The organism is Paenibacillus sp. CH40, from assembly GCF_024213605.1.
Taxonomy (GTDB): domain Bacteria; phylum Bacillota; class Bacilli; order Paenibacillales; family Paenibacillaceae; genus Paenibacillus; species Paenibacillus polymyxa_B.
This window is the reverse complement of sequence record NZ_JANAVQ010000004.1, coordinates 196,973-210,707: the sequence shown is the minus strand read 5'-3', so window position 1 is coordinate 210,707 and position 13,735 is coordinate 196,973. Positions and strand designations below refer to the sequence as shown.

The 13,735-nt window shown below is 50.2% G+C and carries 13 protein-coding genes and 1 riboswitch; of the genes, 11 read left to right on the top strand and 2 right to left on the bottom strand.

Annotated features, from left to right (window positions below):
* The first annotated feature begins 25 nt into the window (after positions 1 to 25).
* Positions 26 to 937, top strand: coding sequence for a DMT family transporter (locus tag NLX73_RS14200; RefSeq protein WP_013309297.1), 912 nt, complete (start codon positions 26 to 28; stop codon positions 935 to 937).
* A 139-nt stretch (positions 938 to 1,076) separates the two neighbouring features.
* On the opposite strand, the gene NLX73_RS14195 is transcribed toward NLX73_RS14200, so the two are convergent.
* Together NLX73_RS14195 and lplA are read right to left on the bottom strand one after the other, a co-directional pair.
* On the bottom strand, positions 1,077 to 1,877 hold the full coding sequence (locus NLX73_RS14195) for a Cof-type HAD-IIB family hydrolase (protein WP_023987642.1): 801 nt from the start codon (positions 1,875 to 1,877) through the stop codon (positions 1,077 to 1,079).
* A 162-nt stretch (positions 1,878 to 2,039) separates the two neighbouring features.
* Complete coding sequence (lplA, locus tag NLX73_RS14190; RefSeq protein WP_250267797.1) at positions 2,040 to 3,041, bottom strand: lipoate--protein ligase; 1,002 nt, start codon at positions 3,039 to 3,041, stop codon at positions 2,040 to 2,042.
* Positions 3,042 to 3,200: 159 nt separating this feature from the next.
* Here lplA and cobD point away from each other — a divergent pair, with 159 nt between their 5' ends.
* The 10 genes from cobD to NLX73_RS14140 all read left to right on the top strand — a co-directional run bounded on the left by cobD (position 3,201) and on the right by NLX73_RS14140 (position 13,671).
* Entirely contained in the window at positions 3,201 to 4,304 is a 1,104-nt protein-coding gene (gene cobD / locus NLX73_RS14185; protein ID WP_254326489.1) for a threonine-phosphate decarboxylase CobD, read from the top strand.
* A complete protein-coding gene (cbiB, locus tag NLX73_RS14180) occupies positions 4,294 to 5,265 on the top strand; it encodes an adenosylcobinamide-phosphate synthase CbiB (protein ID WP_254326488.1) in 972 nt (323 codons plus the stop codon). The genes cobD and cbiB overlap by 11 nt, the downstream gene beginning before the upstream one ends.
* A 44-nt stretch (positions 5,266 to 5,309) precedes the next feature.
* The gene (locus NLX73_RS14175; protein ID WP_483311703.1) at positions 5,310 to 6,071 is read left to right on the top strand and encodes a histidine phosphatase family protein; all 762 of its coding nucleotides are present in this window, start codon (positions 5,310 to 5,312) and stop codon (positions 6,069 to 6,071) included.
* A 122-nt stretch (positions 6,072 to 6,193) separates the two neighbouring features.
* A riboswitch (cobalamin riboswitch) is annotated at positions 6,194 to 6,387 on the top strand.
* A gap of 208 nt (positions 6,388 to 6,595) precedes the next feature.
* On the top strand, positions 6,596 to 7,603 hold the full coding sequence (locus NLX73_RS14170; protein WP_254326487.1) for an ABC transporter substrate-binding protein: 1,008 nt from the start codon (positions 6,596 to 6,598) through the stop codon (positions 7,601 to 7,603).
* Positions 7,600 to 8,646 carry a FecCD family ABC transporter permease gene (locus NLX73_RS14165; RefSeq protein WP_103047604.1) on the top strand — a complete coding sequence of 349 codons (1,047 nt, stop codon included), beginning with the start codon at positions 7,600 to 7,602 and terminating at the stop codon, positions 8,644 to 8,646. The genes NLX73_RS14170 and NLX73_RS14165 overlap by 4 nt, the downstream gene beginning before the upstream one ends.
* On the top strand, positions 8,643 to 9,476 hold the full coding sequence (locus NLX73_RS14160; protein ID WP_053324912.1) for an ABC transporter ATP-binding protein: 834 nt from the start codon (positions 8,643 to 8,645) through the stop codon (positions 9,474 to 9,476). The genes NLX73_RS14165 and NLX73_RS14160 overlap by 4 nt, the downstream gene beginning before the upstream one ends.
* A gap of 43 nt (positions 9,477 to 9,519) precedes the next feature.
* A complete protein-coding gene (gene cobT, locus NLX73_RS14155; RefSeq protein WP_165176266.1) occupies positions 9,520 to 10,590 on the top strand; it encodes a nicotinate-nucleotide--dimethylbenzimidazole phosphoribosyltransferase in 1,071 nt (356 codons plus the stop codon).
* Entirely contained in the window at positions 10,587 to 11,147 is a 561-nt protein-coding gene (gene cobU, locus NLX73_RS14150) for a bifunctional adenosylcobinamide kinase/adenosylcobinamide-phosphate guanylyltransferase (RefSeq protein ID WP_254326486.1), read from the top strand. The genes cobT and cobU overlap by 4 nt, the downstream gene beginning before the upstream one ends.
* Entirely contained in the window at positions 11,144 to 12,013 is an 870-nt protein-coding gene (gene cobS, locus NLX73_RS14145) for an adenosylcobinamide-GDP ribazoletransferase (protein WP_254326485.1), read from the top strand. Before cobU ends, cobS begins: the two co-directional genes overlap by 4 nt.
* A gap of 38 nt (positions 12,014 to 12,051) precedes the next feature.
* Positions 12,052 to 13,671, top strand: coding sequence for a cobyric acid synthase (locus tag NLX73_RS14140; RefSeq protein WP_254326484.1), 1,620 nt, complete (start codon positions 12,052 to 12,054; stop codon positions 13,669 to 13,671).
* The last annotated feature ends 64 nt before the right edge of the window (positions 13,672 to 13,735 follow it).

The following is a 13,735-nucleotide window of genomic DNA, read 5'->3' as shown; positions in this document are numbered from 1 at the left end:
GCAACTGAAGGGAGAGGGACGTATCATGATAGGTATCGCGTTTACAGTAATGTGTCTTATTTTTGGCACAACGTTTTTGGCCATAAAAGTGGGAGTGGAAGCCGGACTTCCGCCATTCCTATCGGCAGGTGTACGTTTTTTCGCGGCAGGGGCGATATTGTTCATTGCTATGAAGCTGACCGGAAAAGTACGATGGTCGTTATTATGGCGGAAGGAAATGTTGCTGATTGGAGCAGGAACGACCTTCGGTACATTTTCAGCCTTGTATTGGGCAGAGCAATATGTCAGCTCCGGGATCGGAGCTATTTTGTCAGCTACCGGGCCGATGATGATCGTCATTTTGCAATCTGTACTGCTACGGCAAAAAACGTCACGGATTACGGTCGTTGGCTGCATGATCAGCTTTCTTGGTGTGGTGCTGGTTGTGCTGCCCGGATTGGCGGTTCAGATCAGTGGTCTGTGGCTGGCGGGATGCCTTGTCATTTTGCTGGGGGAGCTGTGTTATTCCGGGGGAGCTCTGTATTCCAAGCGAGTGATGGATGTATTTCGTGAAACGAACCCGATTGCCCTGAATGCGGCGCAAATGATCCATGGGGGATGGATGCTGCTGTTACTGTCTGCGATCACGGAACCGTGGAGTTCTGAGGGGTGGCAGTACCTTCCTGCCATGGGGTCTTTACTTTATCTGATCCTGTTTGGTTCGATGATTGCACATACACTGTTCTACTGGCTCATGGAGCGTACAAATCCCCTGTTTCCGACGACGTGGCTGTATATATCACCGCCGATTGCGGTGGGCTTGGGAGCGTTGTTGTATGGAGAGCATGTAAGCTGGTGGATGCTGGCTGGGGTGCTGCTCATTGTGACCGGATTAATCCTTATGAACAATGGAATTATCCGTCTGGTGAACAGGCGTAAGGTACGTTCTGCTGCCTGATATTTTAAAGGGAGACAGGTTATTATATGATCTGACAGAAAAGGCCTCCAAACTGTCGTATGTTACTGATCATGCGACGTTTGGAGGCTTTGTTGTTGTATTACTTTATTTAAGTATTATGGGAGCAGGCACTTTTTGCTTATTCAACATTGAGTACGAATTTGTCGATGGCGTGCTTAACACCGTCTTCGTTATTGCTGCGAGTAATGTAATCAGCCAGCTTTTTCAAATCAGGAATGGCATTCTCCATCGCTATGCCGAGACCAGCGCATTCAAGCATCTCGTGGTCGTTCCAAGAGTCACCGATAGCAATCGTTTCCGACAGTTCACAGCCAAAATGGTTTGCAAGGAAGGTAAGCGCATGGCCCTTAGTGCCTTCATGATGCATAATTTCCAGAAAATGAGGTTTGGATTTTGTAATGTGAACTTCATTGCCAAGCAGTTCGCGAAGTTCAGGAATTAATTCATCCAATACTTCAGGCTCGTCGATAATCAGCAATTTAGGAGCCGGCTGCTCTATAACTTTACTGAATACAGGCTCTACAAAATATTCCGTGTTGTTCAGCTCCGTGTAATCTTTGATTTTCTGATTATCTTCACGTGTGTACAATTTGTCATCAATATACGTTTGCAGATGCAGATTGCGTTCCACGCAGAATTCATACAGACGACGTGCAGCCACAAGTGGAACATAACGCTCGTACAGCACGTTTTCGTCCAGCAGGTTTTTAACCAAAGCTCCTTGGTACGTAATGATCGGCACGTTCAAACCAGTCTGGCGGGCAATTTTGTGTGCAGAGGCATAAGCTCGTCCAGTAGCGAGGGTAACCACCACACCTTTTGCTACAGCAGCTTCTAATGCCTGTTGTGTCGCTGGTGTGACTTCTTTCTGGTCGTTAATGAGTGTATCATCAATATCAATGGCAATTAATTTATACATATCGGTATTCTCTCCTTTATCTCTATCATGGGGCAATGCTAAAATTGTATCTTATAATATTCAAAATGACAATATCGCAATGAAAAGGGGACAGCTCCTATAAGAGCCTGTCCCCTTATAACCACTGAAGTATTGGCTTGAAACGATGGGAAAAAGTAACGGTTAGTCTTCCAAAAATACAAGTCCAACAAAATCGTCCAGCTCAATATTACCAAAATAGTGCTTCAAATCGAGAGAGGATAAGGCTTGACGTACCTCACCTTCATCATAGCGCTTGCCGCGCAGGATATTTTCAATATCAGCAACGTCACCCACACCAAAGAAATCCCCATAGATTTTAATATCACGGATGTAGCCTTCCTTAAGATCCATGCGGATATCAATAATACCGACTGGAAATTTACGTGTGTGCTTGATATTGCTCTCGGGGGATAGACCGTAGTTCCAATCCCACGATTGGTAGCGTTCTTTGGATATATCATGGATTTTGGCCCAGTCGGCATCGGTGAGCTTATATTGAGGCACCTGATCCAATTCTGCTCCGAATATGGAACGTAGCAGTTCCTCGCGAAATTGCTCTATGGTCATCTCACGGTCCATCAGTTCGCTGATGTTAGCTACGCGACTGCGGACAGATTTAGTGCTTTTGGATTTGAATTTTTCGGGATTGGCATGCAACGATGCAGCCACATTGTCCAGATTCAGGTTAAACATCAATGTACCGTGGCTGAACATACGTCCGCGTGTGGCAAATTGGGCGTTTCCTGAAATTTTACGTTCTCCGACCTGTAGATCGTTGCGGCCTGTCATTTCAGCTTCTACTCCCATTTGGCGCAGGGCATCAATCACAGGTTGCGTAAATTTGAGGAAATTATGAAAGGACTCCCCGTTATCCTTAGTAATAAAGCTGAAATTTAAATTACCGAGGTCATGATATACAGCACCGCCGCCGGACAGGCGACGAACGACTTGAATATTGTTGTCCCTAACAAACTCGGCGTTGATTTCTTCAATAGTGTTTTGATGCTTGCCTATAATAATAGAAGGCTGATTAATGTAAAACAGCAAATAGCTGTCGTCCAGCGGTAGATGCTTGAGCGCGTATTCCTCAATAGCAAGATTAATGGCTGGATCGTGTATCCCCTGGTTGTCGATGAACAGCATGTCCATTCCTCCGTATATAAACTGTGTAATTTATGTGTGCCTCCTTCTATTGTAACCCAAGTGAGCCATGTACAAAAGCTCATTTGCATTGACGGGACGCAAAAAGCAGCCTCATAATGGAGCTAAATGATTGGAAACGGGCGGAAAGGATGAGAGGCAATGATAGAGGTTTACGGTCATGGTGGAGACAGGGAAACAGCTGCCGCGACTTTTGGCGGAGCTGCTGCGGATTTTGTAGATTTTAGTGCAAATATTAATCCGCTTGGTCCACCGCCAGAGGTGCTTGAGGCGCTGCAACACTCATTTGACACTGTGATTCGCTATCCAGACCCTGGGCATCGGAATTTTAAAAATATGCTCGCACGGCGACTGCATGTTCCACCGGAGTCGCTAAGTATCGGAAACGGAGCGGCTGAAAGCATGGCGCTCCTACTATTGGGACTAGCTCCTAAGCGTGTGGGTACAGTGGAGCCGTGTTTTTCGGAATATGCCGAGCTGGCTGGCAAATTCGGAGCCGAGGTCAACCGGGTGTATGGGAAGGCCTCGCTTCAATGGAAGGCGGACGTGGAGGACATCCTTCAGCTCATGGAGCAGGTAGATGTTTTGTTCCTCGGACAGCCGAACAATCCAAATGGCGTGCAATATAGTGAGCAGGAGCTGTGCGAGCTGGCAGAGGCGGCTGGCACAACGGGTACCGTGCTGGTGGTGGATGAAGCATTCATTGATTTTATTCCGCTGGAACGGCGAATCTCACTGCTGCCTGTGCTGGATCGCTATCCTCATGTGATTTTAATCCGATCAATGACCAAATTTTATGCCATTCCTGGCTTGCGATTGGGCTATGCGATTGCTCATCCGGACTATATCCGGCGAATGACGGCCAAACAGGTGACCTGGAGTGTGAATGGATTGGCGTTGCTGGCTGGGGAGGCGTGTTTAAGAAGTGGGCAAGCATATGAGCGCCAAACACAGGAGCTGATTGCTGCGGAGCGCAACCGCCTGTTGACCGCCTTGGCGGAATGGGGCTGCGGTGTCGTTCCCGGCGAAGCCAATTACGTGCTGGCAAGGGCGCCGGGTACGTGGAGCGCATCGGCTATTCAGCAGGCGCTTGGACAACGTGGAATTCTTATACGTAGCTGTGCTATGTATCCGGGACTGACGACGAGCCATTTTCGCATTGCGGTCAAGGATGCACAAGCCAACGACAGGCTGCTGTCTGTATTGGGTGAAGTGCTGGAGGAGGAGCAGCGGCGTGACAGTTAGCTTGATTATCCTGGCAGCCTACCTTTTGGACAGGCTGATCGGTGATCCGAGGTGGTTGCCGCATCCAGTCATCGGTATGGGACATGCCATTTCAGCATTGGAAAAAGCGATTCGTCGCCAGGTCCGCAGTGACCGAGGGCTAAAACGTGCGGGCATACTGCTTCCACTCATTGTGGCGGGAGGTTCCTTTGCGCTCGCCTGGGCGCTGTTGCACTTGCTTGCCTGGATTCATCCGTGGTTATCTGTCGGCGCAGAAATGGTGCTGATTGCGACCACGATTGCTTCCAAAGGACTAAAGGATGCAGGAATGGCAGTATACCGAGCGTTGCAGGCGGATGATCTGGCAGCGGCACGGCGGGAGCTGGGCATGATTGTCGGGCGGGATACGCAACAGCTTGATGAGCCTGAGATTGTACGCGGTACGGTTGAAACGGTCGCTGAAAATATCGTGGACGCGATTATTTCCCCGCTTTTTTATGCCCTGATCGGGGGAGCACCCTTGGCGCTGGCTTATCGTGCTGTGAATACGCTCGATTCCATGGTTGGCTATAAAAATGAAAAGTATCTGCATTTAGGCTGGGCTTCAGCGCGTCTAGATGATGTGGCTAACTACATTCCAGCACGCCTGACAGCGGCAATGCTTGTCGTAGCGGCGTGGATGTACAAGCGAGATGCTGCAAGAAGCTGGCGCACAGTCAAGCGAGACGCTCGTCTGCACCCAAGCCCGAACAGTGGCTTCCCGGAATCAGCTGTTGCTGGAGCACTGGGGATTCGTCTTGGAGGCTATAATGTGTATCATGGCGTGCGCTCCTTTCGTGCATACATGGGCGATTGGATACGACCGCTAGAGTCGAAAGATATACGGCATACAATCCAGCTGATGTTCGCCGTGTCCAGTATGTTTGTAGGATTGTGTTTGTTAGGAGCCGCAGGTTGTTTTGCCTTGGGATGGGTGCGGTGAGGGTGAGGCGTGACACACTGAATAATGATCGAGCAGGAAGTGACATGATCTTGAAACAAGATATAGCAGCAAAAAGGACAGTAGAATACGCACAAAGTCCGAACTCACAGGAGGATCGTAAGGTGCCGTATTATGCTAAAGAAGATCTGCATTGGGACATGGAACTCGTGTTAGTTCGTCACGGCACAACCTTATGGAATAAGGAACGTCGATATCTGGGACACTCCGACATAGGTTTGCTACCGGGAGCAGAACAGGAATTAAAGCCTTTGCAAGAAGAATTGCAGGGACAGTCCTTTGCTCGAATCTATTGCAGCGATTTAATGCGATGTCGCCAGACCTTGCAGATCATTGTGCCGGAATCAGAATTGACGTCTGGAGGTTCCCTATCTATTATGTCTCCTATGATGGAACCACGTCTGCGAGAGCTTCATTTTGGCGAGTGGGATGGAAAAACGTATGACATGCTCAAGGATGTGTCGTTGTATCGCGCTTGGATTGATGAGCCGCAACGGATAACCCCTCCTGGAGGAGAGTCTTGGACAGATTTTGTGAATCGTCTACGGAAATTTCTTGACTCTCTGTATGAATGGCGTGTTGCTATGGAAGTTCGACCCATGGATTTGACTGCTGGGCCGCTCTCTGTTTTGGTCGTTACGCATGGTGGCGTAATTCGTCAGTTAGCTTGTATGCTGATACCGGGCCATGATTTTTGGAGTCTGAATCCGAAGCCGGGAGAAGCATTTAGGATTCAATTGAGGCTGGCAGGACCGCACAATTACATAGCCGAAATGCTCCCTCATTAGGTTAGACACCAGCGGATAAAGAGGCTGTTTGGGTTGTAAGCCGCCTCATTTTAACCTATAATCATCAAGTAAAAGAACGGCTTGACTACCACTACATCAAATATCCAGCAGACGAGGTCGGCGCAGTGTGATGAAACTATGGTTTCCCTTGCCTGCGCTGTTAAAAGGGAAGTCGGTGTAAGTCCGGCGCGGTCCCGCCACTGTAAATGGAAACATGCCCGTTAGTCCTGCTTTATGTGCTACTAAGCATATGAAGGAATTTCAGGACATGCATCTTACCATAAGTCAGGATACCTGCCCGTCCGCCTGTCACCATAATCCTTCGAGGAAAGGATGACGTGTTCGCAGTGACTGTCCGTGCGGAAAGAAGCTGCCGCCTGCGCACGATCTGCGCTAACGTGACCCCTGTGTCCTGATATAAGGATGCGGGGGTTTTTTGATAGGAAAAGAAGGCTGGATTTAGAAGATATCTGATGATGCTCAAGTAACGCTCTTAACGATTTTTTTATGAAGGGGTGCAAATCATGGCAGGAAAAAAAATAAAGGTTTGGACAACAGGTCTATTGGTTCTGATTTTGGCAGTTGTGCTGAGTGCATGTGGCGCTAATGGAAAAAATGCTGAAAATAAAGAGAATCAGACTTCTGCACAGCAGCCAGGAAAGACCGTAACCGCACAAGAGCCTCCGGGCAAAACAGTTTACCCACTCACAGTTAAGGATGCAACAGGACAGGAATTTACATTCAAAAAAGCGCCGGATAAAATCGTTTCCGTCTCCCCGGCAGAAACCGAGGCGCTGTTCGCCATCGGGCTGGATAAGGAAATAGTTGGCGTCTCCGACTACTCTGATTACCCGGCAGCTGCTACGAAAAAGCCTAAAGTGGGCGGTATTATGAAACCGAACGAAGAGGCGATCATTGCTGCTAACCCGGAAGTCGTTTTTGCAGGGATATCACTTAGTGAACAGGCTACGACCAAGCTGCGCGACATGGGAATTATGATTTTTAAAACGGAACCGAAGACAGTTGAAGATGTCATAGCTAACATCGAATTGTATGGGAAAATCACCGATCATCAGAAAGAAGCGAGAGCGGTGACTGACAAGATGAGAGCAGATGTAGCGGAAGTGAAAGAAGGAGTTAAAAATATCGGTAAAGGGCAGAAGCTGCGGGTATACGTCGAGTTTTCACCAGGCTGGACAGTTGGTAAAGGCGAGTTTATGGACGAGCTGATTACGTTGGCGGGCGGCGAAAATGTAGGTGCCACGCAGAAGGGGTGGTACCAAATTAGTGAGGAAAATATTATTGCTGCCAACCCTGACGTGATTTTGTACAGCAAAAGTGTCAAGGACGACAAAACTGGTCAAACACTCGGCGAAATCATTAAAGCTCGCAGTGGATGGGATCAAATATCGGCTGTTCGCCACAACCGGGTGTTTGCCGTGGATGATAATTTGATCAGTCGTCCGGGTCCACGCGTAACGGAAGGTCTCAAGGAAGTGGCCAAGGGCGTGTATCCTGAAATTTTCAAATGAACCGTAAACTGATCGGCTTTGGAGGGACAGGTCTTGTCTTGCTGTTGCTGACGCTGCTGCTCTGTCTTGGCATCGGCTCGGCCAAGCTTCCGGTCAGCCAGATCACGGGCATTCTGGTTAACCACCTTCCGTGGTTAGGCGATACGTTTACACCGGATTGGAATACATCCTCAGAGCAGATTATTTTGAAGGTCAGATTGCCACGAGTGTTACTGGGAATGTTGGTAGGAGCAGCGCTGGCGCTGGCGGGAGCCGGATTTCAGGGTGTGCTGCGTAATCCTTTGGCTGATCCGTATACACTGGGGGTATCCTCGGGGGCTTCGGTAGGAGCGGCAGTACTGATCTATTGGGGCCTTCAATTTTCATTTGTTGGCATATGGACGCTGCCGCTAGTGGCATTTACGACCGGAATGCTGACGCTGTGGATGGTGCTGACGTTGGCACGGGAAGGTGGAAAAATTCCGACACAAAGTCTCATTTTGTCGGGTGTGGTGATGCAATCCTTTCTGGGAGCGGTTGTTTCTTTTCTGACAGCCATGTCGAAGGAGACGGTCAATGAAATATTGTACTGGACGATGGGAAGTCTTAGTCTGCGCGGTTGGTCATATACAGGAATCCTTTTACCTTATGTGGTCATAGGACTGGTATTTCTATGGAATCGGGCACGTGTGCTGAATATATTGGCTTTGGGTGAACGTCAGGCGGCTCACATGGGAGTTCATGTAGATGCGACAAAGCTATCTGTTTTGATCATTTCCACGCTGCTGACAGCTGCCGCTGTCTCGGTATGTGGAGTGATTGGCTTTGTGGGACTTGTTGTACCGCATATCATTCGTCTGGTGACAGGCCCTGATTACCGGATGATTGTTCCATTATCTGCGCTCGGTGGAGCCATTTTTATGGCTTGGGCAGATACGGCGGCTCGCACGTTGTTAGCCCCCACGGAAATTCCTCTGGGCGTGATGACGGCCTTTGTTGGGGCACCGTTCTTTGCATATCTCCTGTATCGGAACAAGAAGCTGCGCAGGGGGGAACTGCTGTGACAGAACAAAGTGAATCACAGAAAGTGCGTGATCGGGCATTAGAGGTAGCGGGTCTGACACGTGCCTATGGAGAGTTCCATGCGTTAAAGAATATAAGCTGGAGCGTCGACGAAGGAACTTGGTGGGGGATTATTGGTCCGAACGGCAGTGGAAAATCGACCTTGCTGCATCTGCTTTCGGGTGTAGATCAGCCAACTTCAGGAAACGTTCATATCTATGGCAAAAAGGTCGGTAGCTACAGCAGAAAAGAGCTTTCCCGACTCATAGCCGTACTCCAACAGGAAGGGCTTCCTCCAGTGGGATACACCGTCAGGGAAGTCGTAGAAATGGGACGTTTTCCTCATCAGGACTGGTTAGGCAGGGAAAAGGGTGTTGATGTGGAGGCGATCACGGATCGCGTGCTGGAGCGATTGGGTCTTACCACGTTGGCGGACAGAGCATTGGACCGCTTGAGTGGGGGACAGCGACAGCGTGTAGCTTTGGCAAAAGTAATGGTGCAGGAGCCACGGATATTGCTGCTGGACGAGCCTACGACCTATCTGGACTTGCGCTATCAGCTTGAATTTATGGAACTGCTGGCAGATTGGCGCCAAGAAACGGGTGTGACGATCATTGCGGTCTTGCATGATCTTAACTTGACAGCCCAATTTTGCGAAGATTTGCTTGTACTCAAGGATGGAATGGTTGAAGGATTGGGAGCTTCATCGAAGTTATTAACCGAGGATCGGATTCGACGAGTATACGGTGTTGAGCCTGTGATGCTTCCGCATCCTGATAGCGGTGTGCCGCAGCTCTTGCTGCGCAGAAGTGCTTCGGATACAGCAGATTAAATAAACGATGAAACACACTTAAAAAGAGCAGGGAGTGGAAGGTATGAACAACAAGCTGCGTCAGCTGATCGATAGCATCGCCCAGCCGGATGGGGTGGCGGCCTCGGCAGCTTCAGCCCATTTGGACCAATTAACAAAGCCACCGGGAAGTCTTGGAAAGTTGGAAAGTGTGGCCATCAAGCTAGCAGGAATTACAGGAGTGGACAAGCCTGAATTTGATCGTAAAACGGTTATGGTCATGGCTGCGGATCACGGGGTGTGTGAAGAGGGAGTCAGTGCCTTTCCGGCTGAGGTTACACAGCAAATGCTGTATAACATGCTGTCAGGTGGCGCGGCAATTAATGTGCTGGCACGTCATGCGGGCGCAGATGTCAAGGTGGTAGATGTTGGCGTGAATGCGGATGTCGCTCACGCGAATCTGGTGGACCGTAAGGTACGTATGGGTACCTCGAATATAGCTAAAGGGCCAGCGATGCTGCGTACGGAAGCGGAACAGGCGGTTTTGGCCGGAGCTGAAGCCGTAGCAGAAGCGGTCAAAGGTGGCACACGGCTATTCGTTACCGGAGAATTGGGCATCGGGAATACGACAGCCAGCGCTGCGGTCGTATGTGCTCTTGCCGGGCTAGAGCCGGAAGTTATCGTAGGCCGGGGAACGGGTGTAGATATGGCTGGGCTTACCCGTAAAATATCGGTTGTCTGCCGCGCATTGGACGTGAACCAGCCAGATGCAAATGATGCGCTCGACGTGCTCACTAAGGTCGGCGGTCTGGAGATTGCCGCCTTGGCAGGAGTCATCCTCGGCGCAGCCGCACATCGCTGTCCAGTTGTGCTGGACGGCTTTATTTCAGGCGCAGCTGCCCTCGCAGCGCGTGCACTTGCGCCTGCAAGCGCTGCGTACATGCTTGCTTCGCACGCTTCGGACGAGCGCGGGCACGCGGCGGTGCTCCGCCAGCTCAAGCTGGAGCCCATGCTTTATTTGGACATGCGGCTCGGGGAGGGCACAGGCGGTGTGCTTAGCTTGCACCTGATTGATGCGGCGTGCCGCATCATGCGCGAAATGGCGACCTTTGCCGATGCAGGCGTATCGGACGGTCAGGGGGCCGCGCAGCGATGAAAGCGCTGGTGACCGGCGGGGCACGCAGCGGGAAAAGCGGCTTTGCCGAGCGATTATGCATGTCGCGCGCTTCGCGCGCCTGCTACATTGCAACGGCGCAAGCCTATGACATGGAGATGAAGGAGCGCATCGCCCTTCATCGGGTCCAGCGCGAGTCTGCCGGATACGACTGGCAGACGCTGGAGGAAGCGCAGGCGCTGCCGGAGCTGCTGGAGCGGCTTGGTGGCGATCAAGCGTCGCAGCCCGCGCCTATGGTGCTAGTCGACTGCCTGACCCTGTGGCTGTCGAACGTACTGCTGGCCGCAGGCGAGGACGGCGAAGCTGCGTCCAGAGCTGCCATTAATGAACTGGCGGCAGCTGTGGAGCAGTATCCAGGGCAGCTCGTCATCGTAACCAACGAGGTTGGTGACGGTATTGTGCCCGAATATCCGCTGGGTCGGCTGTATCGGGATTTGAGTGGGGTTATGAATCAGCGGATTGCCCGTCTTTGTGATGAAGTATTTTTGATGACGGCGGGGATTCCCGTAGAACTCAAACAGTTGGAATATAAGCTATGAGCCGCGAACGTCAGGCTGTTGCTGCGGCTTTTCAATTTTTGACGCGTCTTCCGGTGAAGGCGGAAATAGATTTTTCCCCGGATTTGCTTAAACGCAGTGCAAGTTATTATCCGCTGGTGGGAGTGGTTATTGGCATCATTGTCTGGGGCTTTGCGGCGCTTACTTCTATGGTGTTGCCGCCGTTGCCGTGTGCGATTCTTACGCTTGTTGTCTGGGTTTGGTTGACGGGCGGATTGCATTTGGACGGGTGGATGGATGCGGCTGATGCCTTATTCAGCTACCGATCCCGTGAGCGGATGCTGGAGATTATGAAGGATAGCCGTGTAGGAGCAATGGGCGTTATTGCTTGTGTGCTGCTACTTATGCTCAAGGCTTCTTTGCTGTATACGGTGCTGGTTGAACGGAATGTGTCTGGCTTGCTGCTGCTTCCGATGGTTTGGAGCCGCTGGTTTATGGTACATGCAATGAAACGCTGGCCTAAAGCCCGTAATGATGATGGGCTGGCTGCGCGTTTTGCTGATATGAGTGGTGGCCGCGTAGGGTTGGCCGTATTCTGGGCAGTATTAGTGACCCTAAGTGCTGCCGTAGGACAATATCTTCTGGCAGATTTGGCTACAGCAACAAGGGGGACTGGGAATCTGTCGTTGGCAGGATCCTACTTACAGACGTTCCTTTCATATTCTGAGAGCCTTCCAATCTCGCTAGGTTTTGTGTTGCTTCCGGTCTTGGCTTACAGTGTTGGAACTTTCACGGCAAACCGTATTAACCGTCGCTTGGGTGGACTTACAGGAGATATATACGGAACTTTAAACGAATTGCTGGAGACTGTTTTATTGTTGTTTATTGTCATTTTGTACGGGTTGTGACCAGATTTGAAATGAATTCGTTAAAGGGGAAGAGGCAATTGTCAACTTTCGAACCGTCCTGCACGAACCCGGCAGCCGTATTAATGCTTCAAGGAACAGCGTCGGATGTGGGCAAAAGCGTGGTGACAACTGCGCTTTGCCGTATTTTTACGCAGGACGGATATCGTCCCGCACCGTTTAAGTCGCAAAATATGGCGTTAAACTCTTATGTTACCGAGGACGGCAAGGAAATTGGACGCGCTCAGGGGGTGCAGGCTGAGGCCTGCGGTATTGAGGCCACAACTGACATGAATCCGATTCTGATTAAGCCGGTCAAAGATATGCACTCACAGATTGTTGTACACGGTGTACCTTATGCCTATATGAGCGCCTCCGATTACCGGAAGGATTTTTTGCCAAAAGCCAAACAGACCGTTATGGATGCTCTGAATCGGTTGCGTGATACCTATGATATTGTCCTTATGGAAGGGGCAGGCAGCCCGGCAGAGATTAATTTGAAGGACCGCGATATCGTAAATATGAATCTGGCAGGTTGGGCGGATGCTCCAGTGTTGCTTATTTCAGATATCGACCGGGGCGGAGTTTTTGCCTCTCTAGTAGGCACCATAGAGTTACTGGAACCCCATGAAGTACAGCGTATCCGCGGATTTATCATTAACAAATTCAGAGGCGATCTGTCTCTGCTTCAACCAGGATTAGACTGGCTGGAAGAACGGACAGGCATTCCTGTACTCGGTGTATTGCCCTATCTGCCAGACATTCGCATTGAAGCAGAGGATTCGGTAGTACTGGATAAGAAGCCCAAACATTCTGCAAAGGATAAGGAACTGGATATTGCGGTGATACGATATCCGCGGATTTCTAATTTTACAGACACGGATGCTCTGGCCGCAGAGCCGGATGTGAGTGTTCGTTATGTCACAGAAGCCGGACAGTTGGGCGTACCGGACGCCATTATCTTACCGGGGACCAAAGACACCATTGGAGACCTGCTGGAATTGCGTGAGAGAGGTCTGGAGAAAGACATTCGGCAGGCTATGAATACCGGACGCACACAGCTCGTTGGCATTTGTGGAGGTTATCAGATGCTGGGTACCGCACTATTTGATCCCGAAGCCGTCGAATCTGGGTTGCCGCAGCAGGCAGAAGGGTTAGGTTGGCTTGCTCTATCCACGACCTTTTTAAAGGAAAAGCAAACCGTACGCGTACAGGGAACCCTGTCTAATCATTGCCCGCTTTTGCTTAGCACTGCGCCTGATTCAGGTTCTGCCTCCAAGCCAAGCATTGAAGGTTATGAAATACATATGGGCGTTACGGAGTATGTTACGGAACCATGCGCACCTACAGATAGAACTTTAAACCTAAGCGAAATGAAAAGGTTATTCTATATCCGGCGTGGCGAAGGAACAGCTTTTGAGGAAGGCTGGGGTACAACAGACGGTAAAGTATGGGGAACCTATTTGCACGGTGTGTTTGATAATGACCGTTTTCGCCGTTGCTGGCTGGATGGATTGCGACAAGCCAAGGGCTTGGCACCTTTAGAAAGCACTTTTACTGTACGTGAAGCCAAGGAACGAGAGTTTGACCGTGTCGCAGAGGTGGTCCGGGCTCATTTAGATATGGAGCAAATTTATCGTATTATGGGAATGGATTCATAAACTTCATGGATGTTATTAAAATCGCTTTTAAAAAATAAAGAGGTATCTCTACAGCCATTTTCAA